The organism is Roseivirga spongicola, assembly GCF_001592965.1.
Classification (GTDB): domain Bacteria; phylum Bacteroidota; class Bacteroidia; order Cytophagales; family Cyclobacteriaceae; genus Roseivirga; species Roseivirga spongicola.
Window position 1 is genome coordinate 644,407 of sequence record NZ_LRPC01000012.1, and the last position, 22,149, is coordinate 666,555.

The 22,149-nt window shown below is 39.8% G+C and carries 25 protein-coding genes and 1 other RNA gene; 9 read left to right on the forward strand and 17 right to left on the reverse strand.

The genetic code is table 11. The features are described from left to right. Positions 1 to 7 precede the first annotated feature (7 nt). The 3 genes from AWW68_RS10740 (at position 8) to AWW68_RS10750 (ending at position 1,949) form a co-directional block, all read left to right on the forward strand. Positions 8 to 697: a tetratricopeptide repeat protein gene (locus AWW68_RS10740; RefSeq protein WP_068220654.1), complete on the forward strand. Its 690-nt coding sequence runs from the start codon at positions 8 to 10 to the stop codon at positions 695 to 697. Between the two features lie 249 nt (positions 698 to 946). After that, positions 947 to 1,405, forward strand: coding sequence for an RNA polymerase sigma factor (locus AWW68_RS10745; protein ID WP_245660228.1), 459 nt, complete (start codon positions 947 to 949; stop codon positions 1,403 to 1,405). After that, positions 1,395 to 1,949, forward strand: a complete 555-nt coding sequence (locus AWW68_RS10750) for a hypothetical protein (RefSeq protein ID WP_068220661.1) — start codon at positions 1,395 to 1,397, stop codon at positions 1,947 to 1,949. The genes AWW68_RS10745 and AWW68_RS10750 overlap by 11 nt, the downstream gene beginning before the upstream one ends. On the opposite strand, the gene AWW68_RS10755 is transcribed toward AWW68_RS10750, so the two are convergent. From AWW68_RS10755 to AWW68_RS10770, 4 genes are all read right to left on the reverse strand, one after another. Next, on the reverse strand, positions 1,942 to 2,646 hold the full coding sequence (locus AWW68_RS10755; protein WP_068220663.1) for a cell division ATP-binding protein FtsE: 705 nt from the start codon (positions 2,644 to 2,646) through the stop codon (positions 1,942 to 1,944). The genes AWW68_RS10750 and AWW68_RS10755 overlap by 8 nt on opposite strands. Further along, positions 2,647 to 2,850, reverse strand: coding sequence for a fructose-6-phosphate aldolase (locus tag AWW68_RS10760; RefSeq protein WP_068220854.1), 204 nt, complete (start codon positions 2,848 to 2,850; stop codon positions 2,647 to 2,649). It lies immediately after the preceding gene. Positions 2,851 to 2,902: 52 nt separating this feature from the next. Next, positions 2,903 to 3,559, reverse strand: coding sequence for a fructose-6-phosphate aldolase (gene fsa / locus AWW68_RS10765; RefSeq protein ID WP_068220666.1), 657 nt, complete (start codon positions 3,557 to 3,559; stop codon positions 2,903 to 2,905). 142 nt (positions 3,560 to 3,701) lie between these two features. Further along, positions 3,702 to 4,064: a hypothetical protein gene (locus AWW68_RS10770; protein ID WP_068220669.1), complete on the reverse strand. Its 363-nt coding sequence runs from the start codon at positions 4,062 to 4,064 to the stop codon at positions 3,702 to 3,704. Positions 4,065 to 4,246: 182 nt separating this feature from the next. On the opposite strand from AWW68_RS10770, the gene AWW68_RS10775 reads away from it, so the two are divergent. Further along, on the forward strand, positions 4,247 to 4,588 hold the full coding sequence (locus AWW68_RS10775) for a single-stranded DNA-binding protein (protein ID WP_068220671.1): 342 nt from the start codon (positions 4,247 to 4,249) through the stop codon (positions 4,586 to 4,588). A 285-nt stretch (positions 4,589 to 4,873) separates the two neighbouring features. On the opposite strand, the gene AWW68_RS10780 is transcribed toward AWW68_RS10775, so the two are convergent. Next, the gene (locus AWW68_RS10780; RefSeq protein ID WP_068220674.1) at positions 4,874 to 5,680 is read right to left on the reverse strand and encodes an MIP/aquaporin family protein; all 807 of its coding nucleotides are present in this window, start codon (positions 5,678 to 5,680) and stop codon (positions 4,874 to 4,876) included. 47 nt (positions 5,681 to 5,727) lie between these two features. Continuing rightward, an RNA gene (gene ffs / locus AWW68_RS10785) (signal recognition particle sRNA small type) lies at positions 5,728 to 5,815 on the reverse strand. 210 nt (positions 5,816 to 6,025) lie between these two features. Between ffs and AWW68_RS20085 the strand changes: the two genes are divergently transcribed. Genes AWW68_RS20085 through AWW68_RS10795 form a run of 3 tightly spaced genes read left to right on the forward strand, consistent with a single transcriptional unit; the run spans position 6,026 to position 8,636 of the window. Further along, a complete protein-coding gene (locus AWW68_RS20085) occupies positions 6,026 to 6,202 on the forward strand; it encodes a hypothetical protein (protein ID WP_157717613.1) in 177 nt (58 codons plus the stop codon). An 18-nt stretch (positions 6,203 to 6,220) separates the two neighbouring features. Then, positions 6,221 to 8,014 carry a sensor histidine kinase gene (locus AWW68_RS10790; protein ID WP_068220677.1) on the forward strand — a complete coding sequence of 598 codons (1,794 nt, stop codon included), beginning with the start codon at positions 6,221 to 6,223 and terminating at the stop codon, positions 8,012 to 8,014. Beyond that, entirely contained in the window at positions 8,007 to 8,636 is a 630-nt protein-coding gene (locus AWW68_RS10795; protein WP_068220680.1) for a response regulator, read from the forward strand. Before AWW68_RS10790 ends, AWW68_RS10795 begins: the two co-directional genes overlap by 8 nt. A 47-nt stretch (positions 8,637 to 8,683) precedes the next feature. Here AWW68_RS10795 and AWW68_RS10800 read toward each other — a convergent pair whose 3' ends face one another. The 4 genes from AWW68_RS10800 to hemF form a co-directional block, all read right to left on the reverse strand. Beyond that, on the reverse strand, positions 8,684 to 8,938 hold the full coding sequence (locus AWW68_RS10800; protein ID WP_068220685.1) for a hypothetical protein: 255 nt from the start codon (positions 8,936 to 8,938) through the stop codon (positions 8,684 to 8,686). A 326-nt stretch (positions 8,939 to 9,264) separates the two neighbouring features. Further along, on the reverse strand, positions 9,265 to 9,462 hold the full coding sequence (locus tag AWW68_RS10810; protein ID WP_068220690.1) for a hypothetical protein: 198 nt from the start codon (positions 9,460 to 9,462) through the stop codon (positions 9,265 to 9,267). Further along, positions 9,459 to 10,010, reverse strand: coding sequence for a phosphatase PAP2 family protein (locus AWW68_RS10815; protein WP_068220693.1), 552 nt, complete (start codon positions 10,008 to 10,010; stop codon positions 9,459 to 9,461). The genes AWW68_RS10810 and AWW68_RS10815 overlap by 4 nt, the downstream gene beginning before the upstream one ends. Then, a complete protein-coding gene (gene hemF, locus AWW68_RS10820; RefSeq protein ID WP_068220695.1) occupies positions 10,007 to 10,909 on the reverse strand; it encodes an oxygen-dependent coproporphyrinogen oxidase in 903 nt (300 codons plus the stop codon). Before hemF ends, AWW68_RS10815 begins: the two co-directional genes overlap by 4 nt. Positions 10,910 to 11,071: 162 nt before the next feature. Between hemF and AWW68_RS10825 the strand changes: the two genes are divergently transcribed. Then, complete coding sequence (locus tag AWW68_RS10825) at positions 11,072 to 13,177, forward strand: alpha-ketoacid dehydrogenase subunit alpha/beta (RefSeq protein WP_068220700.1); 2,106 nt, start codon at positions 11,072 to 11,074, stop codon at positions 13,175 to 13,177. Here AWW68_RS10825 and tamL read toward each other — a convergent pair. Continuing rightward, positions 13,174 to 15,633: a translocation and assembly module lipoprotein TamL gene (tamL, locus tag AWW68_RS10830; protein ID WP_455430848.1), complete on the reverse strand. Its 2,460-nt coding sequence runs from the start codon at positions 15,631 to 15,633 to the stop codon at positions 13,174 to 13,176. The genes AWW68_RS10825 and tamL overlap by 4 nt on opposite strands. Positions 15,634 to 15,647: 14 nt before the next feature. On the opposite strand from tamL, the gene AWW68_RS10835 reads away from it, so the two are divergent. Further along, positions 15,648 to 16,385, forward strand: coding sequence for a TrmH family RNA methyltransferase (locus AWW68_RS10835; RefSeq protein ID WP_068220706.1), 738 nt, complete (start codon positions 15,648 to 15,650; stop codon positions 16,383 to 16,385). Here the strand turns inward: AWW68_RS10835 and AWW68_RS10840 are convergent. From AWW68_RS10840 to AWW68_RS10865, 6 genes are read right to left on the reverse strand one after another with little or no spacing between them, the layout of a single operon-like run. Next, a complete protein-coding gene (locus tag AWW68_RS10840) occupies positions 16,382 to 17,170 on the reverse strand; it encodes a queuosine precursor transporter (RefSeq protein ID WP_068220709.1) in 789 nt (262 codons plus the stop codon). The two genes, AWW68_RS10835 and AWW68_RS10840, sit on opposite strands and share 4 nt — an antisense overlap. A gap of 5 nt (positions 17,171 to 17,175) precedes the next feature. Further along, entirely contained in the window at positions 17,176 to 18,093 is a 918-nt protein-coding gene (locus AWW68_RS10845) for a ribonuclease Z (RefSeq protein WP_068220712.1), read from the reverse strand. 10 nt (positions 18,094 to 18,103) lie between these two features. Further along, on the reverse strand, positions 18,104 to 18,469 hold the full coding sequence (locus AWW68_RS10850; RefSeq protein ID WP_068220715.1) for an STAS domain-containing protein: 366 nt from the start codon (positions 18,467 to 18,469) through the stop codon (positions 18,104 to 18,106). A gap of 1 nt (position 18,470) precedes the next feature. Beyond that, positions 18,471 to 19,412, reverse strand: a complete 942-nt coding sequence (locus AWW68_RS10855; protein ID WP_089082290.1) for a phosphoribosylaminoimidazolesuccinocarboxamide synthase — start codon at positions 19,410 to 19,412, stop codon at positions 18,471 to 18,473. Between the two features lie 45 nt (positions 19,413 to 19,457). Further along, entirely contained in the window at positions 19,458 to 20,777 is a 1,320-nt protein-coding gene (locus AWW68_RS10860; RefSeq protein ID WP_068220721.1) for a toxin-antitoxin system YwqK family antitoxin, read from the reverse strand. A gap of 53 nt (positions 20,778 to 20,830) precedes the next feature. Next, entirely contained in the window at positions 20,831 to 22,009 is a 1,179-nt protein-coding gene (locus AWW68_RS10865) for an acetyl-CoA C-acyltransferase (RefSeq protein WP_068220724.1), read from the reverse strand. Between the last annotated feature and the right edge of the window lie 140 nt (positions 22,010 to 22,149).

The window sequence follows — 22,149 nt, forward strand, 5'->3', positions numbered from 1 at the left end:
CCATAAAATGAAAAAGATAAAACTGTTGTTTCTGGCTTTGTTTCTAGGTTTTGTAGGTCAGGAAGCTATGGCTCAGGATAGTGCTTATGTAAATAATGAATATGCTAAGGCTATGGCCTTGTATAACCGAGCCCAACGTTACAACGATTTGACCGTTAGTAAGCAGGCCTTGTTAGAAATGACTTTGCTTAACCCTGGCGATACCTCTGTTTTAAAGTCTTTGGCTGAGATTTACTTCGGAAATGGTCAGTTCGTTTCTAGTGCCATGGTAGCCATGGATATGATCAACCTACATCCAAATAATCTATTTGCTTTAGAGGTTGCTGCGGTTAGTTATGAAAATTTAAGGCTTTACGATAAGGCCATTGAACAGTATGAGGCCATGTGGTTAGCTACTGATAATTCAACCATTTTATATCAGGTTTCTTACTTACAGTATTTACTAGATAGGTATGACCAGGCAAATTCTAACCTAGGTATTCTTACTGGAAAGGTGGCAGCAGATGAGGTTATCGGTTTGGCTAAAGAAGATGGTTCAACTCAGGAAGTAAAGTTTTCAGCAGCTGTAGAGAACCTTAAGGGCCTTATTGCTTTAGATCAAGGAAATAAAGAAAAGGCTAGGGGACACTTTACCAAAGCTTTGGAAATAAGCCCTGAATTTGAAGCTGCGCAAAATAGCCTTAACGGCCTCAAGTAGGCTTCAATAAGATTCTAAGTGAAAGCACCTGAAATGGTGCTTTTTTTATGCCTTTTAGTTGAGTGTTCTCGCTTTGGTTTTTAATAATTATCTTTCTACATGCAACCCACTTAAAAGAGTGTTGTCTTTAGCATGATCTTATAAGATTTGAATACTAGTTACCATAATATTCATCAACCCATAATTGACCGTTGTCTACAAGGAGATCGTACGGCTCATTATGAAATCTACAAGCTTTATTCTAAAGCAATGTATAACACGTGCCTTAGAATTACCGGTAATGAAATGGATGCTGAAGATGTGCTTCAAGAGTCTTTTGTAAGTGCATTTAAGAACCTCTCTAGTTTTAAGGGCTCGGCCTCATTTGGAAGTTGGTTAAAGAGAATTGTGGTTAATAATGCTATCAATGCGGTCAAAAAAAGGAGAATGAATTTTGAGTCTGTAGATGGTAAAGAAGATGAGAGTGCAATAGCAGAACCTGTAGAAGAAGCCAACCTCTCTTATGATGTAGGCTTGGTGAAGGAAGGCATAAGTAAGCTGCCAGAGGGGTATCGATTGGTACTGACACTTTATCTAATAGAGGGATATGACCATAAAGAGATTGGGCAGATACTAGATATTACTGAATCTACTTCTAAATCTCAGTTCAATAGATCGAAAAAGAAGTTGAGGGAAATACTGAAGGAGGAATTGAAATATGCAGGGTAAGGATAAACTAGAGAAATTTATAATAGAGAACAGGGAGGCTTTTGATGCTTCAGAACCAAAAGAAGACAATTGGACTCGCATTGAGTCTCAGTTGAATTTTGAAGCTCAGCCTGTTTCTAAACCTAATGTAGGTTGGTATTGGAAAGCAGCCGTGTTTTTGCTGTTAGGGGCAGTAGGCTATTTGCTTGTCGACAGATATGAAGTTCAGCCTACGAATGACCTAGAAGCTTCTAATGTTGAGAAGTTTCAGGAGTTAGAGACTTTCTATACCTCACTTATTGCCAATAAAAAGGAGAGGTTGGAGTCAGAGTTAGATTCTGAAGTGGCCACGGTAAACCTGAAAGTAGAGATGCAGGAGCTCGATGATATTTATGCAGACCTTAAAGAATTATTCTTAGAAAGCCAGCCTTCTGAGCAAGTCATGGAAAGGTTAATTCACCTATTACGACAGAAATTGCGAGTGATGGATGGGCAGTTAGAGATATTAGAAAGAGAGAAGCTTCCTGAAAGCATGCAAGAAGAGCTAATGGATTCTTCTATATAGTAGGCTCTACTTTTTGTGCTGCAGAATCTATTACCTTTCCGTTTTCACAGCGTAAAGTTCTCTTTGGGTAATTCTCGATCAGCTTGAAGTCGTGAGTGGCCATTAATACAGCTGTTCCACTTTTATTGATCTCTAAGAAAGTTTTAAAGATTCCATCAGATACCTCGGGGTCTAAGTTTCCCGTAGGTTCGTCAGCAATTAAAAGGCTTGGTTCGTTTATGAGTGCTCTGGCAATTACAACTCTTTGTTGTTCTCCGCCAGATAGCTGATGCGGCATTTTGTTAGATACTGCGCCTAAACCCACTCGCATCAATACTTCAGCTAAACGACTTTTCATTTTTGCTTTGTCTTTCCAGCCAGTAGCACGCATAACAAAATAAATGTTCTCTGCTACGTTTCGATCGGGTAGAAGCTGAAAATCCTGAAATATGATGCCTAGCTTTCTCCTTAATAGAGGGATTTGATTTCGCTTAATGCTCTCAATGTCGAAACCTGCAATTCTAATGCTTCCCATATAAAGGGGAAGGTCGCAATATAAAGTTTTTAACAGCGAACTTTTGCCACTTCCGGTTCTGCCCACCAAATAAACGAATTCACCTTTTTCAATTTTAAGGTCAATATTATTTAGTACGGTAGTGTCTTCTTGAAAAATACTGGCTTCAACAATGCGTACAATGGGTTCTCCGGAAAAAGTCATTTAGATTTCTAGTTTTTGAAGTTTACCAAAAGGTAAATCGGTAATTAACTGCTTTAACGCAGATTCTTTGCCATCAAGTCCATATTTATCCAGATTTTTTAATGGACGATCTGCTCTAAAGTAGGCAATGAGCACAAAGTTCTCATCGCGCAGTTGTATGTAATCTGGAATTTTGGCCTTGCCTTTAACCTTGATGATATACATTTTTGAAGTTAGCTCCGGGATATTTGAATAACCCGGAGCAGTAGTTAATGTTTTATCCATTGGCTTTCTTGTGGTCTGCCAAGAATTGAGCTAATCCTTTGTCTGTTAATGGGTGATTCAAAAGACTGGTAATTACATTCAGAGGACAAGTAACTACATCGGCACCAATTTCTGCACATTGAATAAGGTGCATGGTGTGTCTAACAGATGCAGCTAATACTTCTGTGATGTAGCCGTAGTTGTCATAAATGTCTACAATGTCTTGAATTAATTGAAGGCCATCTGCTCCAACGTCATCTAGTCTTCCAATAAATGGAGATACGTAAGATGCTCCTGCTTTTGCAGCTAGCAAAGCTTGGCCAGAAGAGAATACCAAAGTACAGTTAGTTCTAATTCCTTCAGAAGTAAAATACTTAATTGCTTTCACTCCATCTTTGATCATAGGAACTTTAACAACAATCTTGTCGTCAATTTTCGCTAACTCCTTACCTTCTTTAATTATCCCGTCAAAATCGGTAGCAATTACCTCTGCACTTACATTGTCATCAACAATGTCGCATATTGCCTTATAGTGTGCCATTACTTTGTCGTGTCCGGCAATTCCTTCCTTAGCCATAAGTGAAGGATTGGTAGTTACCCCATCCAAAACGCCAAGGTCGTAAGCCTCTTGAATGTCACTTAAATTCGCAGTATCAATAAAGAACTTCATTTTCGATTTTTTTGGGTTTATGATTGTCTACAAAGCTAGTGTTTTTTGAGAAGCGTTAAATAGCAATTGAAAGTTTCTGATAGTCCATCCGGCCTTCAGTGTTAATGAAGCTTTTCGTTCCAGAAGAAGATATGGTTGAAGCTCAATTCTCGTACTCTTTTTTCTTAACCAAAACCATCATATCACCTTCAATGGGTAAGTATCCGTACTCATAACAAAATAAATATGTCGCTCCTGCTTTGGTAGTGTACATGCTGGTGTGGTAATCAAAGTCAAAGCCTTTCTCTACCAGTTTCGAGCGGTGGGCTTTTGTGGTTCCTTCTGGGTTGAGTTCTTCCAGAATCCGCCTGTTTTTTCGGAGCACATAATGCACATTGCGAACGTAATTGTTGGCATCTGAATTCTGCCGATTGTTATAGGAATTGCGGCAGGCATCGTCACAAAACTTCTTGTCTGCTCTGCCTTTTAGTGGCTCACCACATTCTAAACAAGTTCTTTCTTCCATAATGTGTGTTTTAACAATCCTCTCAAAATAGCGAAAAACAGGGATTATCCGTTTGTAAGCGACTACAAATGATTACAACTGTTTAACAACCGACTCTCTTTTTGAGCTTGCTTTTACTTTGGCATTGTCAATTCGATAACCGAACGACAGCAAAGAATTTTCAACATATAAATTTTATAGTCATGCAAAATTTAAGAAACCGCGTACAGTTAATTGGAAGATTGGGTCAGGATCCTGAAGTAAAAACATTAACAAGTGGAAAGAAACTAACTACCTTTTCTATTGCCACTTCAGACTCTTATAGAAACTCTAGTGGAGATAAAGTTGAGGAAACGCAGTGGCATAATATTGTGGCTTGGGGTAAAGTAGGGGAGATTGCCGGAGAGTATCTTACTAAAGGACAGGAGGTGGCCTTAGAAGGGAAGTTAACGCATAGAAGCTATGAAACTAATTCAGGTGAGAGAAGATTCATTACCGAAATAAACTTGAATGAGTTGCTCATGATTGGTGGCAAAAAGGAATAGTTGTTTCAATGAGGAAGAGACATCTATACAATGAATAGATTGGTAATGGTTTGGTAGCTCATGAATAAGGCCATCATACCAAAGACAAGTATGAATGTTTTATTGGCGCTGGTCATTTTCTTATAAGTTTTCATCAAATCAGTGTTTTGCCTATTTCTTAGGCAAAACACCTACCATATCGAAATTTGTCCAAAAACAGCGATTTTAAGGAATGGGTAGTCCCGTTATGGGAATAACTATAGTATTTGGGAATACTCGAAGTGGCTTTCGAGAGATTTGTTGGTGCTATGCTGTTGTTTTATCAGCTTTCAGTTCAACGGCTACAGCATAAGCAATTGCCAAAAGTGTTCCAGCTATGGCGATCCAACCGAGAATGTTTGTGCCATCTTTAAATATTAAGTAGTAAAGGGCTGCTCCTGAGCCTCCTCCAATGATTGGGCCTAAGATTGGAATCCACGAATAACTCCAGTTTGAACTACCTTTCCCACTGATTGGTAACAAGAAATGCGCAATCCTAGGGCCAAAATCTCTAGCTGGATTGATGGCGTAGCCTGTTGTTCCTCCCTGAGCCATTCCTATTAAAGTAATCAATCCGCCAACTACGAGAGGGTTGAGGCCCTCAGTAAACTCGTTGGCACCTATCATTAATAGGCCCATCATAAGGATCATAGTGCCCATTATTTCACTCACTAGGTTAGCGCTTTTTTGGTCTACTGCTCCCGCAGTACAGAAAACACCTAGCTTCGCTGCCTTATCTTCTGTTTTTCTCCAGTGGGGTAAATATTGAAGCCAAGTAAGTGTGGCGCCAAAAATGCCACCTAAAACTTGAGCTATAATATATCCTGGTACTAAGGTCCACTCTAATTCACCGGCTATTGCTAAAGATGTGGTAACCGCTGGGTTTATGTGCGCGCCACTAATACTGCCCACAGCGTAAATTCCAAAAGTAACAGAGAGGCCCCAGCCAATAGCGGTTACAATCCAGCCCGAACCTTTTGCATAAGAGAAATTAAGGGTGGTGGCTGCATTTACACTATTGCCAAAATAAAGGAGAATTGCGGTGCCGATAAACTCAGCTAGGTAAACAGACATAAGAAAAAGTTTACCTTGATATTACAATAAAGAGGGGAATAAAAAAAGGCATCAGGATGTCGCACCGCTACAACCGCCTACCCTTGCTCTGTTCCCAGCCTGGGGGAGTTCAGCAGGAGCTGGTCGCATCCCTCTGCCATTGGGGGGCAAAGGTATTAAGAATTTATTAATGAGAAAACGGTTATTGAAAAAAGAATAAAATACCGAGAATTAGGTATTTTCATGAATCGGAAATAAAGGTTTTTTTGTCTTAAACCTCACACGATACTCAACCAAAGAGCATGGACGGTACTTTTGGATTGGCAACCTCCTTTGAAGGATTTCTTTAACTAAAACAACAGTCCGATGTTAAAACAACTCAACACTTCAGAAAGAGTGCTTTTTAAGAGTCTTAATTTCAATTTTGTAAGTAGAATGCCAAATCCAGATGATCCTGTTGATCCAGACGACCCGGGAAATCCTGATCCTGATGAAGATGGAGCAGTAGAAACAAATACCCCTCCTCCTGGCAGTGGTACTTAGTTCTGTTATTTTTGAGCCATGAATTCAAGAAACTATTTCCTCTTCTTAGTGCTGCTTTTGTTTTCTGTTGATGCACATGCTTGGCAGGATGATGAACGTACTGCACAAGAAGAGGAATGGCTGAGGCTTATAAGGAAAGCGGATGAATACAGTACCGCAGCTAAGTACGATTCGGCACTTATTATTTCCCAAAATATCGCTCTAGCAGCAGAAAGAGAATCGAATTATGAGTTTATTACTCGCGCCTATTTTACCATGGCTGGTGTTCATTATAGAATTAATAAAATGGATTTGGCCTCTGAGGTATATCAAAAGGCAAGAAGAACAGCAGAACTATGGGGGAATAAGAGTTTTGTGGCTCGTGCAGATTTAGCAAAAGGGATTGTTTATGACAACCTTGCTGGATCAGCCTTAGATAGAAATAGTGAAAATTATGACAGCATTAAGGCCTTTGCTTTTCTAGATTCGGCTCTCATTTTTTACGATAAATCAAGAAAATATTATCAAGAAAACACACCAGATAACTACTTGATGTTGGCTACAGTAGCTAATAATTACGCTGCCAATTATGATTTTAGGAAGGAGTATTTAAAGTCTATTGAAGAGCGAAGACAAACGATTAAATTATACAGACAAGCAGGCTATGCCACTTATGAAATAGATAATATTAAGGCCTTAGGGGAAACCTATCTGTTTCAGTATGAAGCAAACCTGAGTTATCTAGATAGTGCTCAAAAATATCTAACGGAAGCGCTTGTTCTCGGTACAGAAAAGGAAATGACCGAGGTTGCTTTGGCGGCAAGTGAGAAGTTAGCGAGAATCAATCAGTATGTTGGTGATGAGAAGAATTCTAACCTTTATAGGATAAATGTTGATTCTCTATTAGAAGAAATTTACTCCCGAAACTATGACGATAAGGTGTTAGAGCTAAGGGCGCAGTATCAAACAGCTTCGGCAGAGCTAGAAGCAGAACAAGCGAAAAGTAGAGCGTTATCTTTAGAGAGGGATAGAAGAGTCACGTTTATTGTGGCGGCTGCAATTTTGGTTATTCTTTTTATTTGGCTTTACCTGCTAGATCAGAAGAGGAAGAACATTAAAGCTATTGCAGCTAAAAACGATGAGCTTAATAAACAGCGCATAGATGAATTGCTCCAAGAACAAGAGATCGCTTCACTTCAGGGTGTTTTAGAAGGACAGGAACAGGAAAGAAAGCGTGTGGCTATAGACTTGCACGATAGATTAGGGGGAATTCTTTCTATGGTAAAACTCCATTTCAGTGCTGTAGAAGAGAAGCTACCAGAAGATAATCCTGAAAAGAAGAAATTTCTTACCGCTAGTGAACTTCTCGATTTAGCGGCAGGGGAAGTTAGAAACATCTCTCACAACCTACTTTCTGGAGTGTTGGCCAAATTTGGACTTTTACCAGCTTTAAAGGATTTAACTGATCGAATTAATGAGTCTGGTGAGATTAAACTCAACCTAATTCACCATAATGTGGAGAATGCACTAGACGGTGAGCAAGAGTTACAGCTGTACCGCATAGTTCAAGAGTTGATCAGCAATATTCTAAAACACGCTGATGCTAAAGAGGCTACTATTCAATTGATCCGAAATAAAGATGAGAAGATAGTTAATTTAATTGTAGAGGATGATGGCAAAGGCTTCGATCCTTCAACGCCTTCACCCTCTAGTGGAATTGGGCTTAGCAACCTAAAGGTTAGAGTAAATAAACTCCAGGGAAGCTTTCATATAGACTCAGGAAAAGGCGTGGGAACATCGGTTTCAGTAAACATACCAGTAGAAAATGATTAGGATTTTTATAGTTGACGATCATCAAGTTGTGATTGATGGTATTTCTTCTATTCTCTCAGAGGTTGAAGAAATAAAGATTATTGGCAGTGCTCTGAATGGTTTGGAGGCGCTTAGAAAGTTGGAAACAGAGTCTCCAGATGTACTTCTTTTAGATATCAATATGCCAGAAATGGACGGTATTCAGTTGGTTCGAGCGCTTAAGGAAAAAGGGAGGACGCTAAACACGCTAGTTCTCACTATGCACAACAACCCTCAGTTTACTAAAGAACTAATTGCCGAAGGAGTTCAGGGTTGTGTGTTAAAAAATGCAGGTAAGAAGGATCTTATCTTGGCGATTACTGAAGTGAACAATGGAGGGTCCTTCTATTCAGAAGCCGTAACAGATTCACTAAAAGAGAGCCTGGATAAAACTCAAGAGGCAATTGATGAGGTGCAATTAACTAAACGAGAAGTAGAAATAGTAAAGCTCATAGCCCTTGAAAACACTACCAATGAAATAGCGGAGAAACTTTCGATTAGTGCTTATACGGTAGATACACACCGAAAGAATATCATCAATAAGTTGGGGGTAAAGAACCTAGCTGGCCTAGTGCGTTTCGCTTTTGAAAAGAATCTTTTATAACCGTCTGACCACTAGCTGTGGTCAGATAGTTAGCAATAGAAGTAGCGCTAATCTTCTCTAGTGAAGAAGTCTTTTTTCATGTAAAGCTGAAACTCCAACGGGCTGCTTTCTTTGAACTCATCTACTTCTAGATCTTCATAGATGTCTTCGTCAAACTGGATGTCAGTTTTTTCAATTCTTCCGTCAGGGTGAATGATTAATTCTGTCCCTGAAAAGTCAATAGGGTTAACAGAAACAAGTACCTGATAATCGTCAAATACGCGTTTAAAATATTTAAATACAATAGCGTCTTTCTTTCCCATTAGTTTTTAATTAGTGTGGCCTTTTGAACAACCCGCACTGGTTGAGTAACTACTGATGGAGTGTTTTCGTTCGAACCCCCGCTTTCTAGTAGTTTATTATTCTGTGAGCTAATAGCCGAAAATTGAATTTGGTTATCATTAAGCTCATACCTCAGTAGTAGCTCCGAATTGTTCAGTCCAAACCAGCTATATAACCCTTCATTTATGTAGCTCAAGTAAAGTCTAATACCGTTAAGCTCATCTAAAATTAGTTGATTTCGATCTTCAGGGTTGCTAAGAACTCTGTAATCTCTTATGTCTGCATTGGCTCCTTCACCGTAGGTAATCTACCATTGATAGGTGCTGTCAGAAAGTGGTTTTATTTCTAACCGCATATGCACTTTTTGAGATAGACCTTTTTCGTTGTAAATACTCACTTCTCCAGAAAAATTGCCGTGCCAATCCTCAGATAATTGAGCAAGCGCTGAGTTAGTGCTTATAATACATAGTATGGCAGTAAAGACTAGTGGTTTTATAAACCTCATGACTTCAGTCTTTTTAGCACAAAATGAACAACATAGCCACTGAAGATGCCAATCAATGCTCCAGTCAAAATGTCTCCAGGAAAATGCACGCCTAAATAGACCCGAGAGTAAGCAACTAAAGAAGCCCAAACAAAAAGCAACCAGACATGCTTCAGGCTATCTCTTAATAATAGCCAGCCAAACATGGCAACTGCAAAAGAGTTGCTAGCGTGGCTCGATGCAAATCCGAATCTGCCACCGCACCCTTTGAGAAGATGAACTGTGCCTTCCAATTCGGGGTCGTAACAAGGTCTAAGCCTTTCCACCCATGGTTTTAATAAACCAGAGGCTATTTGGTCGCTAATAAGAATCAGAATTACTATACCAATTATAATTTGCCACCATCTGAATCCAGACTTTTTAATCATCCGGTATAATAGCAATGCATAGAAAGGTATCCATACATATTTATCGCTGATCCATGGCATGAGCCAATCAAAAAAACTGTTATGCTGACCGTTAAGGAATTGAAAAAGCGCCTTGTCCCAAATTTCAAGTTGTTCTATCATTCCACCCAGTTAATACCTTTTTTTAGCATGCTTAAAGTTTTGGCTTCTAGGGAGTTTGCTGTTGGTTGGTAGTTGTACTCCCAGCCAGCCATTGGAGGTAAGCTCATAAGAATGGATTCAGTTCGGCCATCTGTTTCTAAGCCAAACTTAGTTCCTCTGTCTAGCACTAGGTTAAATTCCACATACCTTCCACGCCTGTTCATTTGCCAATCTTTTTCGCGTTTACCGTATGTCTTCACTGAGTTCTTGGTCATGAAATGAGTGTATATAGGTGCGAATATTAACCCCACATCTTTCACAAAATTGAAAATGTCTTCTTTGCTTTTGTTCTTGTCTTCCGAAAGGTGGTCGAAGAATATGCCGCCAATACCTCGAGTTTCTTTTCTATGCTTAATGTAGAAGTAATTGTCTGCCCACGGTTTGAACTCCTTATAGTAGTCGGTATCATGCTTGTCGCAAACCGCTTTTAGTTTTTGGTGGAAGGTTCTAGCATCATCAGTATCTACATAATGCGGTGTCAGGTCAATTCCACCACCAAACCAATAGGTTCCATTAGACATTTCGAAGTATCTGATGTTCATATGTATAATAGGTACCCAGGGGTTTTCTGGGTGAAGTACTATAGATACACCAGTGGCAAAGAAGTCGCCTTCAGTCAATCCGAAAGAACTCAATATTTTCTCCGGAGTTTTGCCGTGTACTTCCGAGAAGTTTACTCCACCTTTTTCTATGATATTACCAGCCCGAATAACTCTGCTTCGTCCACCGCCACCGCCAGGTCTTTGCCATTTATCTTCGATAAATTTTCCCTGACCATCTACTCTTTCGAGCTCTTTACAAATGTGGTCTTGAATGTTTTTAAAAACTGCAGATATGTCTTCTTTGTTGACTTGTGGCATGCTGCAAAATTAGCTTTTTAACTCTAAGTATAAAGCAACAATAGGGATTGTATGATGTAACCACGCGAGCAAAATACCAGTTAAACTAAAAAAACTAATGGTTGTTAGTTTTTTCTGATTTGGTTTGAATTATTGACTAACTTTGAATAGAAATAAAGACTAATGGATTTGACGCGAGAAGAGATTAAGAAAGAACAACAGTCCAAAAACATACAAGTCCCAAAAAATATTCTTGAAAAGGCTTACCGCCTCATGCAAACAGCTTATAATATGGCTGTTTTGTATGATGAAAACCGTGCGGTATGTAGTAAATATGTTCACAGTACATCTCGTGGACATGAAGCTATTCAGCTAGCCGCGGCCTTTCAACTTCAAGAGTTCGATTTTGCTGCACCATACTATCGCGATGAATCTATTTTGCTCGGTATAGGCATGAAGCCTTACGAGTTAATGCTGCAGTTAATGGGTAAAAAGGACGATCCTTTCTCTGGGGGGAGAACCTATTACGGACACCCTTCTCTTAAGCGTGAGGGTTTCCCGACTATACCTCATCAAAGTTCGGCCACAGGAATGCAAGCCATTCCTGCCACAGGTATGGCACATGGAATTCACTACCTAGAGGGGCAAGGTCTTTTAGGTGGAAATAATAACCCCGTTGTCTTGTGTTCACTAGGTGACGGTTCTGTTACCGAGGGTGAAGTATCTGAAGCCATGCAAATGGCCGTGTTGCATAAATTGCCAATTGTATACCTAATTCAGGATAACGATTGGGGAATTAGTGCCACAGGGAAAGAGATGAGGGCTATGGATGCGTATGAATTTGTAGCTGGATTTAAAGGAATGGAACGTATGCGAGTTGATGGTTCTGATTTTGTAGATTCTTACAAAGGAATGAGCCAAGCTTTTGAATACGTAAGAAAAAATAGAGGGCCAATTTTGGTTCATGCTAAAACGCCATTGCTTGGACACCACACATCAGGTGTAAGAAAAGAATGGTATCGAGGAAATCATGATTTAGATGAGCATCAGGTCAATGATCCGATACCGAAATTGAGAAAAGCATTGAAGTCGGCTAAGTTCAAAGAGGCCGATTTAGTTAAGCTTGAAGACGAAGCGAAGGCATTTGTACAGTCTGAATATGCCAGAGCATTGAATGCTGATGATCCAGACCCTTCAACTGTATTAAATCACGAATTCGCTCCAACTCCTATAACTGAAGAAAAAGGTGAGAGAAAGCCTAGGGGTGCGGAAAAAGTGGTAATGGTTGATGCAGCTCTTCATGCAGTAGACGATATTTTAAAGAACTATCCAGAAGCTCTATTCTATGGTCAAGATGTAGGAGGTACGCTTGGAGGTGTTTTCCGAGAAGCGGCCACACTTGCGCAGAAATATGGTGATGGTAGGGTATTTAACACACCTATTCAGGAAGCATATATTGTTGGGTCAACAGCAGGAATGTCGGCAGTTGGTGCTAAGGCAATTGTTGAAATTCAGTTTGCAGATTATATCTGGCCTGGTATCAATCAGCTGGTAGAAGAGCTTTCCAAAAGCTGTTATTTGAGTGAAGGTAAGTTTCCAATTCAATCGCTAATTAGAGTGCCAATTGGTGCTTATGGCGGAGGAGGTCCTTATCACTCAGGTAGTGTGGAATCCACTTTGTTAAATATCAGAGGTATTAAAGTGGTATACCCTTCAAATGCTGCTGATATGAAAGGCCTGATTAAGGCAGCCTTTCACGACCCTAATCCGGTAGTGATGTTAGAGCATAAGGGGCTCTATTGGTCGAAAGTGCCTGGTACTGAATTGGCAAAAACGTTTGAGCCAGATTCTGAATACATTGTGCCTTTGGGTAAGGCTAGGGTAGATCAGGAGGCTAATGAGGAAGCTATCGAAAATGGAGAATCTTGCTTGGTGATTACTTATGGTATGGGAGTTTACTGGGCGAAAGCAGCTAGTAAGAAGTTTGAAGGTAGAGTAGAAATACTAGATCTGAGGACATTGAACCCTATAGATTGGGATGCTATAAAAGAGGCAGTCTCAAGACATAACAAAGCGCTAGTTCTAACCGAAGAACCATTGTTGAATTCATTTGCAGAGTCATTGGCCGGTAGAATATCTCAACACTGTTTCGAAATATTAGATGCCCCCGTAATGGCTTATGGAGCAGAGAACCTTCCTGCAATTGCACTCAATGTAGATTTGGAAAAGGCAATGCTTCCAACTCCTGAGAAGGTGGAGCAGCAGATAGAGACTTTATTGAATTACTAGAAAGGCAAGCCAACAGCAATATTCCAAACGGTTTGTGAGCTCTTGAAAAAAGGTCTTCTCCAACGTTGACCTTCAGGATATCTTGGGTCTTTTATTTTATGGCCTACATCGAATCGGAATACTAAGAAACTGAAGTCGAAGCGCAAGCCAAGGCCTGCGCCAACGGCAATTTCTTTGTAGAAGTCATTGAATTCGAATGCTCCACCACTAGATAACCTTAAGCGTGTGCTAGAAGATGGTGAGGAATCATCTATAAATTCTTTAAACCTCCAGACATTGCCAGCATCAATAAAAAAGGCCCAGTCTAAAAAGCCAGTAATGTTAGCTCGGTATTCCAAACTCAATTCTAGCAAAATCTCTCCTGGTTGTTCGAACCTATAGCTATCTGCTCCGGCAATAAGCGATACATATTCGCCATTTTCAATTATGTTGAACCCGTCTTCATCTAAGGCTAGAGGGTGCGCAGAACCGGGGCCTAATCTTCGAGGTAACCAAGCACGATTGCTGCTACTACCACCGCTGAAGAAATATCTTTCGTAAGGAAGTGCTTCATTGTCACCATAAGGCCTGGCATAGCCTACGTTTGCCCGCATAGATAAAGACTTTTCTTCCGACAGAGGGATGTGTCTTCTGAAGTCTAACTGTGCCTTTGCGTATTTATAAAAAGTTAGGTCATTGTTTTCCAGCAAACCTGTGCCCACAAAGTTGTATATGTTTCCACCAGCTTCTAGATAGACCCTAAAGTAGTTAGAAGGCTCTACTAGCGTTCCATAATTGGAGTTGAATACAGCATTGAACGAGGTGTTAGACACAAAAGACCTATCGAAAGCCAGGGCTAGAGTGTTTCCCTGAAGGGCTAAGTCTTGCAGTTGGCGGTTAAATGCAGAATCTATTTTAGTAGTGTTGATCAGGTTTATTTCTGATACTGTAAGCCTGTAAGAGTTGGTTCCTTGTTCGTTTTGCCAAGAGTAAGCATAAGATCCGTTGAGGTTACTCCTTGAATACTCTCTTCTAGAAGTAAAAGAATATCCCATAGTGAGCGCACTCTTTGCGTTAAAAGACTGTCTACTGAGTTCTCTAGAGTTGAAAGGAGTTACAAAGCGAGGAAAGGTTAGGCTCACTGAGCCACCATATTGAAGGTTACTCAATGCTCCACTCTGGTCTGTTGCAGCAGAGACACCATCAGAACCGACAAAGCCTGTAAATTGCATTATTTCAGCTCCTTTAAATGTGTTTCTATTTCTAAGCGAAAGGTTGTAAAAAGGGCCTGGTCTACCTTCGGTAAAGTTTATTCCTAGCTCTTGTGTGAGCTGAAACTTCTGTAGGGGAGCAGTGTAAACATTGGCGATGAATTTTCCCTCTACTAAGGTTGTGTCGAAGTTAATATTGGCGAACCTAAACATATCCATGTTCAGAAGCTGTCTTTGAGTGTTTACTACGTCAGAGTATCTGTAGTTTTCGTAAGGCTCTAATTTTAAGCGAGTGTCTAACACTAATGGTTTGTAATAAGTGCTTCCATAGTTGTATGTAACGTCTAAGAATTGTTCTTGTGTAGCAACGGGCTCGGAACCATTGGCGCTTACAATAATGGAGTCTAGTTCAAACTGTTCATGAAAATCTCTTTCTGCAGGTTTATTTACAATGGTGGTTAACCACATATCTTCAGAGTCTGGAGCATATTCTACCACAAATTCCACATAGCGTTTGCTAAAGGCGAAGTAGCCATTATTTCTTAAGAGTAAGTCTATTCGGTTTTGTTCGGCAGCTAAGTTCTCCCTGTCATAGTATTCTCCTTTTTTGAGGAAGGATTCACTTCTAGATTCATTGATTATTCTGGTGATGGTGGTATCACCTGTCCTTAGATTTAAGCTATCTAGAAAACTTCTTTCCCCTTCAGTGATGATAAAGGTTTGGATTACTTTGCGTCCTTTCTCCTCCTTTTCTATTTCTACTTCGGCTTTTCTGAAGCCTTTACTGAGTAAGTAGTTTTTAATTCTTGTAGTTGACTGGGCAATCAGTGTGCTATCATAAATGGCTAGAGGGTCTCCAGTGCGCATTCTGCCATTACCTAACCTTAATTGCTTATCGTAGCGTTCTAGACGCCTTTGTTTGCGCCATTCTAATCGGTCAATGCGTTTTCCTTCAGCTTCTTTCTCTTCGATTTTTGCATCTATTCTTTCAATGAACTCAGCTCGGCTTTTAGCTACTTTGGCAGAATCGAATGCTCGTTCACCAGTTTCGTAGATGTGGGCACCAACGGGACCAAGAATAGGGAATCTTGTATTTGGTTCTAAAAGAATCTGATCTGCGATGTCATTTTTATTTGCTTTTTTTACACCTTCAATACGCTGTTTATATAGCAACTTTTCACCGGGTTGTAGGTATTTAACTCCGGTGCAATTTGCAAGAAAAAGGGTAATGAAAAACAGTAAGAATAATCGGATTCCTAGCTTCACGAACAACAATCAATATGCTCTCTAAACGACAATCAAAGTACTTTAAATCTCTGCAATTAAAAAAATATCGTCAGCTAGAAGGTAAGTTTTTAGTTGAAGGAGCCAAAGGAGTGGAAGAAGTGCTTCGATCTAGCTACCAAGTTGAGAGCTTATTGGGTACTGCCGAGTTTCTACACAGTTTGTCTGAAAGCGTAAAATCCAGAGCTAATGAGGTGATAGAAGCAAAGGAGGCCGATTTATTACAAGTTGGTACCTTCAAGACGAACAAAGCTGGTTTGGCTGTGGTGAAAATCCCTGTTCAGTCTCAACTAAGTGCTGATAAAAATGAATTGATTTTAGCCTTAGATGGCATCAACGACCCTGGAAACTTAGGAACAATCATCAGAATTGCAGATTGGTATGGTATCAATAATATTATTTGCAGTGAAGATACAGCAGACGTTTATAACCCTAAAGTGATCAATTCTACCATGGGGTCATTTACAAGAGTAAAGGTATCATATGGGAAATTAAAGGAGTTTATAGCTAAGTCAGATTGTAGGGTTTATGGTGCTTTGCTAGAGGGACAATCTATCTATAAAAGTGATTTGAAACCTGGGATAGTACTGATGGGTAGTGAGTCTCATGGCATATCAGAAGAATTAAGGAAATTAATTACTGATCCTATTAAAATACCTGGGAGAGGTGGGGCTGAGTCTCTAAATGTAGGAGTTGCTACTGCTGTTGTTCTAGATAACTTCTTTCGAAATTAGGTGTCTTGTGAGCTTGCTTCGGCCATCATAGCTTCTGCTGTTTCTTTACCCAAGTAATTATCAATTAGGTAATGAGCTACATAAAGAATTGGCGTAAGCAAAATGGCAATAAGAAACTTATAAATGTAATTAGTAAGGCCAACGGCTAATACCTGAGTAATACTCCAAGGCCCAAGAAAGTAAAATGCCACAAAAAGCACTACGAAACTATCTATCAGCTGAGAGATGAGCGTAGAACCCGTTGCACGTAGCCAGATTCTTTTAGGTCCTGTCATTTTTCTTAATCGATGAAAAACAGATACATCTACCAGTTGACCAATAACAAATGCTACAAGCGATGCAAAAATGATGTTGAGCCCTTGGGATAACACCTTTTCAAAGGCATAATTAATATCGAAAGCTTGCCCTTGCTCATTGGTAGCATTTACAGATAACCAGAAGTCGGCTGGAGCTAATTTCATTGCTAAGTAAATCACCAAAAAGGCGTAGGTAATGAGGCCAACCGTAATAAAGGTTATTCTCTGGACTCCTTTTTTGCCGAAATATTCATTGATAATATCTGTGGTAATAAAAACTACTGGCCAAAGCACTACTCCAGCAGTGAGGTTGAACTGTAGCAAGAAATCTCCAAATAAGGGAATGTCTAAAGGTTGGAAGCCTAATGACTTTTCGGCTGAAAATATTTTTCCGCCTATAAGTTCAGCAATAAGGGCATTGGTAATAAATATGCCGCTTAGGATAATGAATAAACTGTTCTTTTTGTCCTTAAGAATAGAGGTGACCATAACGCCTAGCTATCTAAGATATACTCTTCGCCCTCTATAGCCAAATGAGATTCTGGGAACACAAGCCTTGCCTCTTCTTGAATAGGTTCTAGCTCTTTGTACCTAGCAGAAAAATGTCCGAGTAACAGTTTACCAACCTTTGCTTTTTCAGCAATAGTTGCAGCTTCTTTGGCTGTGCTGTGGAAGGTGTTATGTGCTCTATCTCTGTGCTCTTCCAGAAAAGTTGATTCGTGGTAAAGCATGTCTGAGTCTTCTATAATCGGGATTATAGACTCGTTATATTTAGTGTCGGAGCAATAGGCATATTTGAAAGATTGCCTTGGCGGAAGAGTCATGTCCTCATTTTTGAAGAGGAGCTTGCCTTCTTCATCAAATATATCTTCTCCTTTTTTGAGCCTAATGATATTCCTTACAGATAAGTCTTCCGGAATAGTTTCTCTAATTAGGCGTCTATTCTTAGGCTTTTCTTCAAATAGAAAACCACAACAAGGTATTCTATGGTCTAGAGGAATGGAATGAACAGAAATTAACTCGTCTTCATGAATCAATTGAAACTTTTGTGTGTCGACTTCATGAAAAGCTACATCATAATTAAAAGCAGTATCTGAATACTTAAGTTGTAGCGTAATTATTTCTGAAAGACCTCTTGGGCCATATAGGTTGAGAGGCTTGTTTCTGCCCATTAAGTGCATAGAAGAAAGAAGCCCCATCAGACCTAGATAATGGTCACCATGAAGGTGAGAAATGAAAATATTATTAATTCTTTGAGCTCTAAGTTTGTAGCGTTTCAGCTGCAATTGGGTAGCCTCACCACAGTCAATCATGTAGTATTTGCCTTCTACATTTACTAATTGAGAGGTATGATGTCTCCTATGTGCAGGAGTGGCTGAATTGGAGCCTAATATTTTTACTCTGATGCTCAAAATTGGAGAATTACTCTTCTTCCTCTTCTGGGCTGTTAGCCAAAATTAAGTCTTTGGCTGCTTCGTCAGTAGCTAATACTGTCAGCACGTTGTTAAGCTGAGATATAGTCAATAGCTTATCTACAAATGCAGTAACCTCGCTAAGAATAAATGCACCACCGTTCTCGGTGTAAGCTCTGTTACCTACCAAAAGTGCGCTTAGGCCAGAAGAGTCTGCGTACTTAGTTGCAGAAAGGTTTAAAATAAGGTTGTTAACTCCTTGTGCCTGCAGGGCCACCAATTCAGATTTTAGTTCAGGAGAAAGGGTTGAATCAAGCTTTTCTTCTTCTAGTTTGAAGACGGTGTAAAGAGATTCTTTTTCTATAGAAAACTTCATATTAATGCTTTGCTAAATAGTTCTTAATATTTTTTTGGATGCGTTCTGCAACGTTCGTTCCACTTTGTTTTTCGAAAGGTTCGCCTGTCACTTTTTCATACAATTCAATGTATCTGTCAGATATTGACTGCACCACTTCGTCTGTCATGGTCGGAATTTGTTGGCCTTCTTTTCCTTGAAATCCATTTTCAATAAGCCATTGTCTTACAAACTCTTTCGATAGTTGCTTTTGTTTTTCTCCGGCAGCTTGTCTGTCTTCGTAGCCTTCTTTGTAGAAGTATCTAGATGAGTCTGGCGTATGAATTTCATCGATAAGATAGACTTCATTGTTGAAGCGACCAAACTCATACTTGGTATCTACTAAAATGAGGCCTTGTTCTGCGGCTATTTCAGTCCCTCTTTGAAAGAGAGCTCTTGTATATTTTTCAAGCTGAATGTATTCAGACTCTGGAACTATACCTTGGGCAAGAATTTCTTCTCTGGAAATGTCTTCATCGTGCCCCTCCATAGCTTTAGTAGTAGGAGTGATAATAGGTTCTGGAAGCTTATCGTTTTCTTTCAGTCCTTCTGGTAGCGCTACTCCGCAGAGCACTCTTTTTCCTTCTTTATATTCTCTCCAAGCATGACCAGCCAAATAGCCTCTTATTACCATTTCAACCGCATAAGTATCACACTTAAGCCCTATACTCACATTTGGGTCTGGAGCATCGCTTATCCAGTTCGGTACTATATCGCTTGTTGCTTTCAGAAATTTCTGTGCAATTTGGTTAAGTACCTGACCTTTGTAAGGAATAGGGCGTGGGAGAATGACATCGAATGCCGAAATTCTATCTGTGGCCACCATGGCCAGCTTGTCTTCAAAAAAGTAAATGTCTCTTACTTTTCCGCTGTAAAAACCAGTTTGATTAGGAAAATGAAAATTCGTTTCCTTGATACCTTCGATCATCGGGTAAAAATAGTCAAAAATCGATTCTCGATATAAGGCTTGTTAATTTTCTGTTGAGCTAATTAGTTTGCCTCTGTTGTAAACCTCTCCTTTGATCGCTTTTTGTGCCTTATTGTAATAAGTCCAGTTACCTTGCTTTACATCATAGAGGTGGTTGCCTTTCACTTTTACCTCTCCAGATTCAAAATATTCATAGTAGACTCCAGATTTTTGACCATTCAAATAGGTAGTGGTTGTATGCTTTTTACCGTTAGGAAAATATGCCGTCTCTACACCTGTGTTTCTCCCGAATTTGTAAGGAATAGTCTTGGTGAGTTTTCCTTCTTCAGTATATAGCTCAATAAACCCATTGATTGCTCCGGATTCATAAGGAGTTTTAGACTCTACTTGGCCGTTAGGGTAAAAGGTACGCCAGACTTTACTCTTTCTTCCTTCTACATAGATTTCTTCAGATTTAAGCTGACCAGATTTATAGTACTCTCTGATGGTGCCATCTTTGGTTACTTTGGTGTAGTTTTCTACCCACATTTCTTCGCCTGTCTCAAAATAGGTGATGTTTTTACCAATTTTGGCTCCTCTCTGATAGTTGTGAACCTCTTTAGGTTTTCCGCTGTCGTAATAGGTTTTTCTTAGTCCATCGAAAATTCCATCTAGGTAAGTTCCTTCATCAATGAGTTTGCCTTCTGGGTTGTACTTTTTGTAAGGTCCATTTTTATATCCTCCTACATAGTTATAGACCCATTCTTTTTCGCCATTACTATAATAGGTGAGGTATGCTCCTTCAATAATTCCATTGTTATAAGTGAATTCTGAAGAGAGTTCTCCATTGTTGTAATAGGTTTTTGCAACGCCATGTTGCTTGCCGTTGAGGTAAGTGAATTCTTGCTTCTTTATTTCTCCTGGAAAGTATTCTACAGCTTTTCCATTGGGCACACCTGCATCAAAGTTGATGTTGTTTTTAAGGTCACCATTTTCGTAGTAAGTCTTTACTTGTCCATTAAGCTCGCCATCTACATACTCACCTTTTTGAATTGGTTTTCCGCTTTTCGAGAATACCTCAAAAGGGCCGGTTTTTTTTCCGTTTTCGTATGTGGTTTTGGAGAGTACTTTTCCATCTTCGTAATACTCCACAAAAAGGCCATCTGGTTTACCAGAAACGAACTTGCCCTTCATTGCAACTTCTCCTTCTTCAAAATACTTGGTGTATTCACCATGAATCATGGTAGAGTCGCCATCTAAAATGGTATACCTCTCTTTTACAGTTTTGAATTCTGGTGGGTAGAACTTAGTAACCGTGTCTTGAGCAAGTGTGTTGAATGCTAAAACACCTAGTGATGCAATGGTGTAGATTGTTCTTTTCATAAAAAAAGCCTTACGTAAAATTACGTAAGGCTCTCACAATTAGTATAATAATCTTACATTTTCTCAATGACCAAGGCAGAAGCACCACCGCCACCATTACAGATGCCAGCAACACCAATTTTGCCATTATTTTGCTCTAGTACATTGCAAAGTGTAGTAACGATTCTGTTTCCTGAAGCCCCAAGAGGGTGACCAAGAGCAACAGCACCACCATTAACATTTACTTTTTCAGGGTCTAGGCCTAGTTCTTTATTATTAGCTAAAGCTACTACAGAAAAAGCTTCGTTGATTTCGTAGAAGTCTACATCTTCTTTGCTAATTCCTGCTACGCTCATAGCCTTAGGAATAGCCTTTGATGGAGCTGTAGTAAACCAAAGTGGTTCTTGAGCAGCATCGGCAAAGCCTAGAATTTTAGCAATTGGCTTAACGCCTAGTTCTTCTGCCTTTTCCTTACTCATTAATACCATGGCAGAAGCACCATCATTAATAGTAGAGGCGTTAGCCGCTGTAACTGTTCCTTCTTTGCTGAAAACTGGTCTCAGTGCAGGAATTTTATCGAAGAAGACGTTCTTGTACTCTTCGTCTTCATCCATAATAATTGGGTCGCCTTTTCTTTGAGGAATAGCCACCGGAATTATCTCACTTTTGAACTTGCCTGCTTCAGTAGCTGCGGCTGCTCTTTTGTAAGAGTTAATAGCATATTCATCTTGCTCTTCTCTAGAGATGTTCATCTCTTTGGCGGTATTGTCGGCACAGTTACCCATTGGGAACTCATGATAAGCTTCCCAAAGACCGTCTTTAAGTAGTCCGTCTACTAGTTCGCCATTACCATATTTGTAACCATATCTGGCTTTTGGAATGTAGTAAGGAATATTAGACATGCTTTCCATTCCACCTGCAACCACAACATCTTGAAGTCCCAACATAATAGATTGGGCACCTAGCATTACGGACTTCATACCTGAGGCACAAACCTTGTTAATAGTTGTACAAGGAGTTTCATTGCTAATACCTGCGGCTAATGCTGCCTGACGAGCAGGGGCTTGACCTAAACCAGCAGAAACTACATTGCCCATAAATACCTCTTGAACTTCTGAAGCGCTAACTCCAGCTTTTTCTAAGGCTCCTTTGATAGCAAAAGTACCTAATTGAACAGCAGAGAAACCTGCTAATTTACCTCCGAAACTACCGATTGGGGTTCGCCCAGCCGATACTATATATACTTCCTTCATAATCAAATTATAGTTTTCCTAACGATCGTTAGCAAATATAAGAAATGAGGTGGAGAATGAAAGGGGAGAGTTGCAATAGTAGATGTCAGACCTCAGCCAATAGACTCAAGAGAGATTTTTGCTTTCTTGTCTTGAGTTTC

Bases quoted from the DNA above. Each gene is read 5' to 3' on its own strand.
- AWW68_RS10865 (WP_068220724.1), bottom strand. From the start codon at position 22,009: ATGAAGGAAGTATATATAGTATCGGCTGGGCGAACCCCAATCGGTAGT.
- AWW68_RS10800 (WP_068220685.1), bottom strand. From the start codon at position 8,938: ATGGGAAAGAAAGACGCTATTGTATTTAAATATTTTAAACGCGTATTT.
- AWW68_RS10815 (WP_068220693.1), bottom strand. From the start codon at position 10,010: ATGATAGAACAACTTGAAATTTGGGACAAGGCGCTTTTTCAATTCCTT.
- AWW68_RS10755 (WP_068220663.1), bottom strand. From the start codon at position 2,646: ATGACTTTTTCCGGAGAACCCATTGTACGCATTGTTGAAGCCAGTATT.
- AWW68_RS10860 (WP_068220721.1), bottom strand. From the start codon at position 20,777: ATGAAAAGAACAATCTACACCATTGCATCACTAGGTGTTTTAGCATTC.
- AWW68_RS10745 (WP_245660228.1), top strand. From the start codon at position 947: ATGTATAACACGTGCCTTAGAATTACCGGTAATGAAATGGATGCTGAA.
- AWW68_RS10750 (WP_068220661.1), top strand. From the start codon at position 1,395: ATGCAGGGTAAGGATAAACTAGAGAAATTTATAATAGAGAACAGGGAG.
- AWW68_RS10775 (WP_068220671.1), top strand. From the start codon at position 4,247: ATGCAAAATTTAAGAAACCGCGTACAGTTAATTGGAAGATTGGGTCAG.
- AWW68_RS10825 (WP_068220700.1), top strand. From the start codon at position 11,072: ATGGATTTGACGCGAGAAGAGATTAAGAAAGAACAACAGTCCAAAAAC.
- AWW68_RS10795 (WP_068220680.1), top strand. From the start codon at position 8,007: ATGATTAGGATTTTTATAGTTGACGATCATCAAGTTGTGATTGATGGT.
- AWW68_RS20085 (WP_157717613.1), top strand. From the start codon at position 6,026: ATGTTAAAACAACTCAACACTTCAGAAAGAGTGCTTTTTAAGAGTCTT.
- AWW68_RS10850 (WP_068220715.1), bottom strand. From the start codon at position 18,469: ATGAAGTTTTCTATAGAAAAAGAATCTCTTTACACCGTCTTCAAACTA.
- AWW68_RS10760 (WP_068220854.1), bottom strand. From the start codon at position 2,850: ATGTATATCATCAAGGTTAAAGGCAAGGCCAAAATTCCAGATTACATA.
- hemF (WP_068220695.1), bottom strand. From the start codon at position 10,909: ATGCCACAAGTCAACAAAGAAGACATATCTGCAGTTTTTAAAAACATT.
- AWW68_RS10810 (WP_068220690.1), bottom strand. From the start codon at position 9,462: ATGAGGTTTATAAAACCACTAGTCTTTACTGCCATACTATGTATTATA.
- AWW68_RS10780 (WP_068220674.1), bottom strand. From the start codon at position 5,680: ATGTCTGTTTACCTAGCTGAGTTTATCGGCACCGCAATTCTCCTTTAT.
- fsa (WP_068220666.1), bottom strand. From the start codon at position 3,559: ATGAAGTTCTTTATTGATACTGCGAATTTAAGTGACATTCAAGAGGCT.
- AWW68_RS10840 (WP_068220709.1), bottom strand. From the start codon at position 17,170: ATGGTCACCTCTATTCTTAAGGACAAAAAGAACAGTTTATTCATTATC.
- AWW68_RS10790 (WP_068220677.1), top strand. From the start codon at position 6,221: ATGAATTCAAGAAACTATTTCCTCTTCTTAGTGCTGCTTTTGTTTTCT.
- AWW68_RS10770 (WP_068220669.1), bottom strand. From the start codon at position 4,064: ATGGAAGAAAGAACTTGTTTAGAATGTGGTGAGCCACTAAAAGGCAGA.
- AWW68_RS10740 (WP_068220654.1), top strand. From the start codon at position 8: ATGAAAAAGATAAAACTGTTGTTTCTGGCTTTGTTTCTAGGTTTTGTA.
- AWW68_RS10835 (WP_068220706.1), top strand. From the start codon at position 15,648: ATGCTCTCTAAACGACAATCAAAGTACTTTAAATCTCTGCAATTAAAA.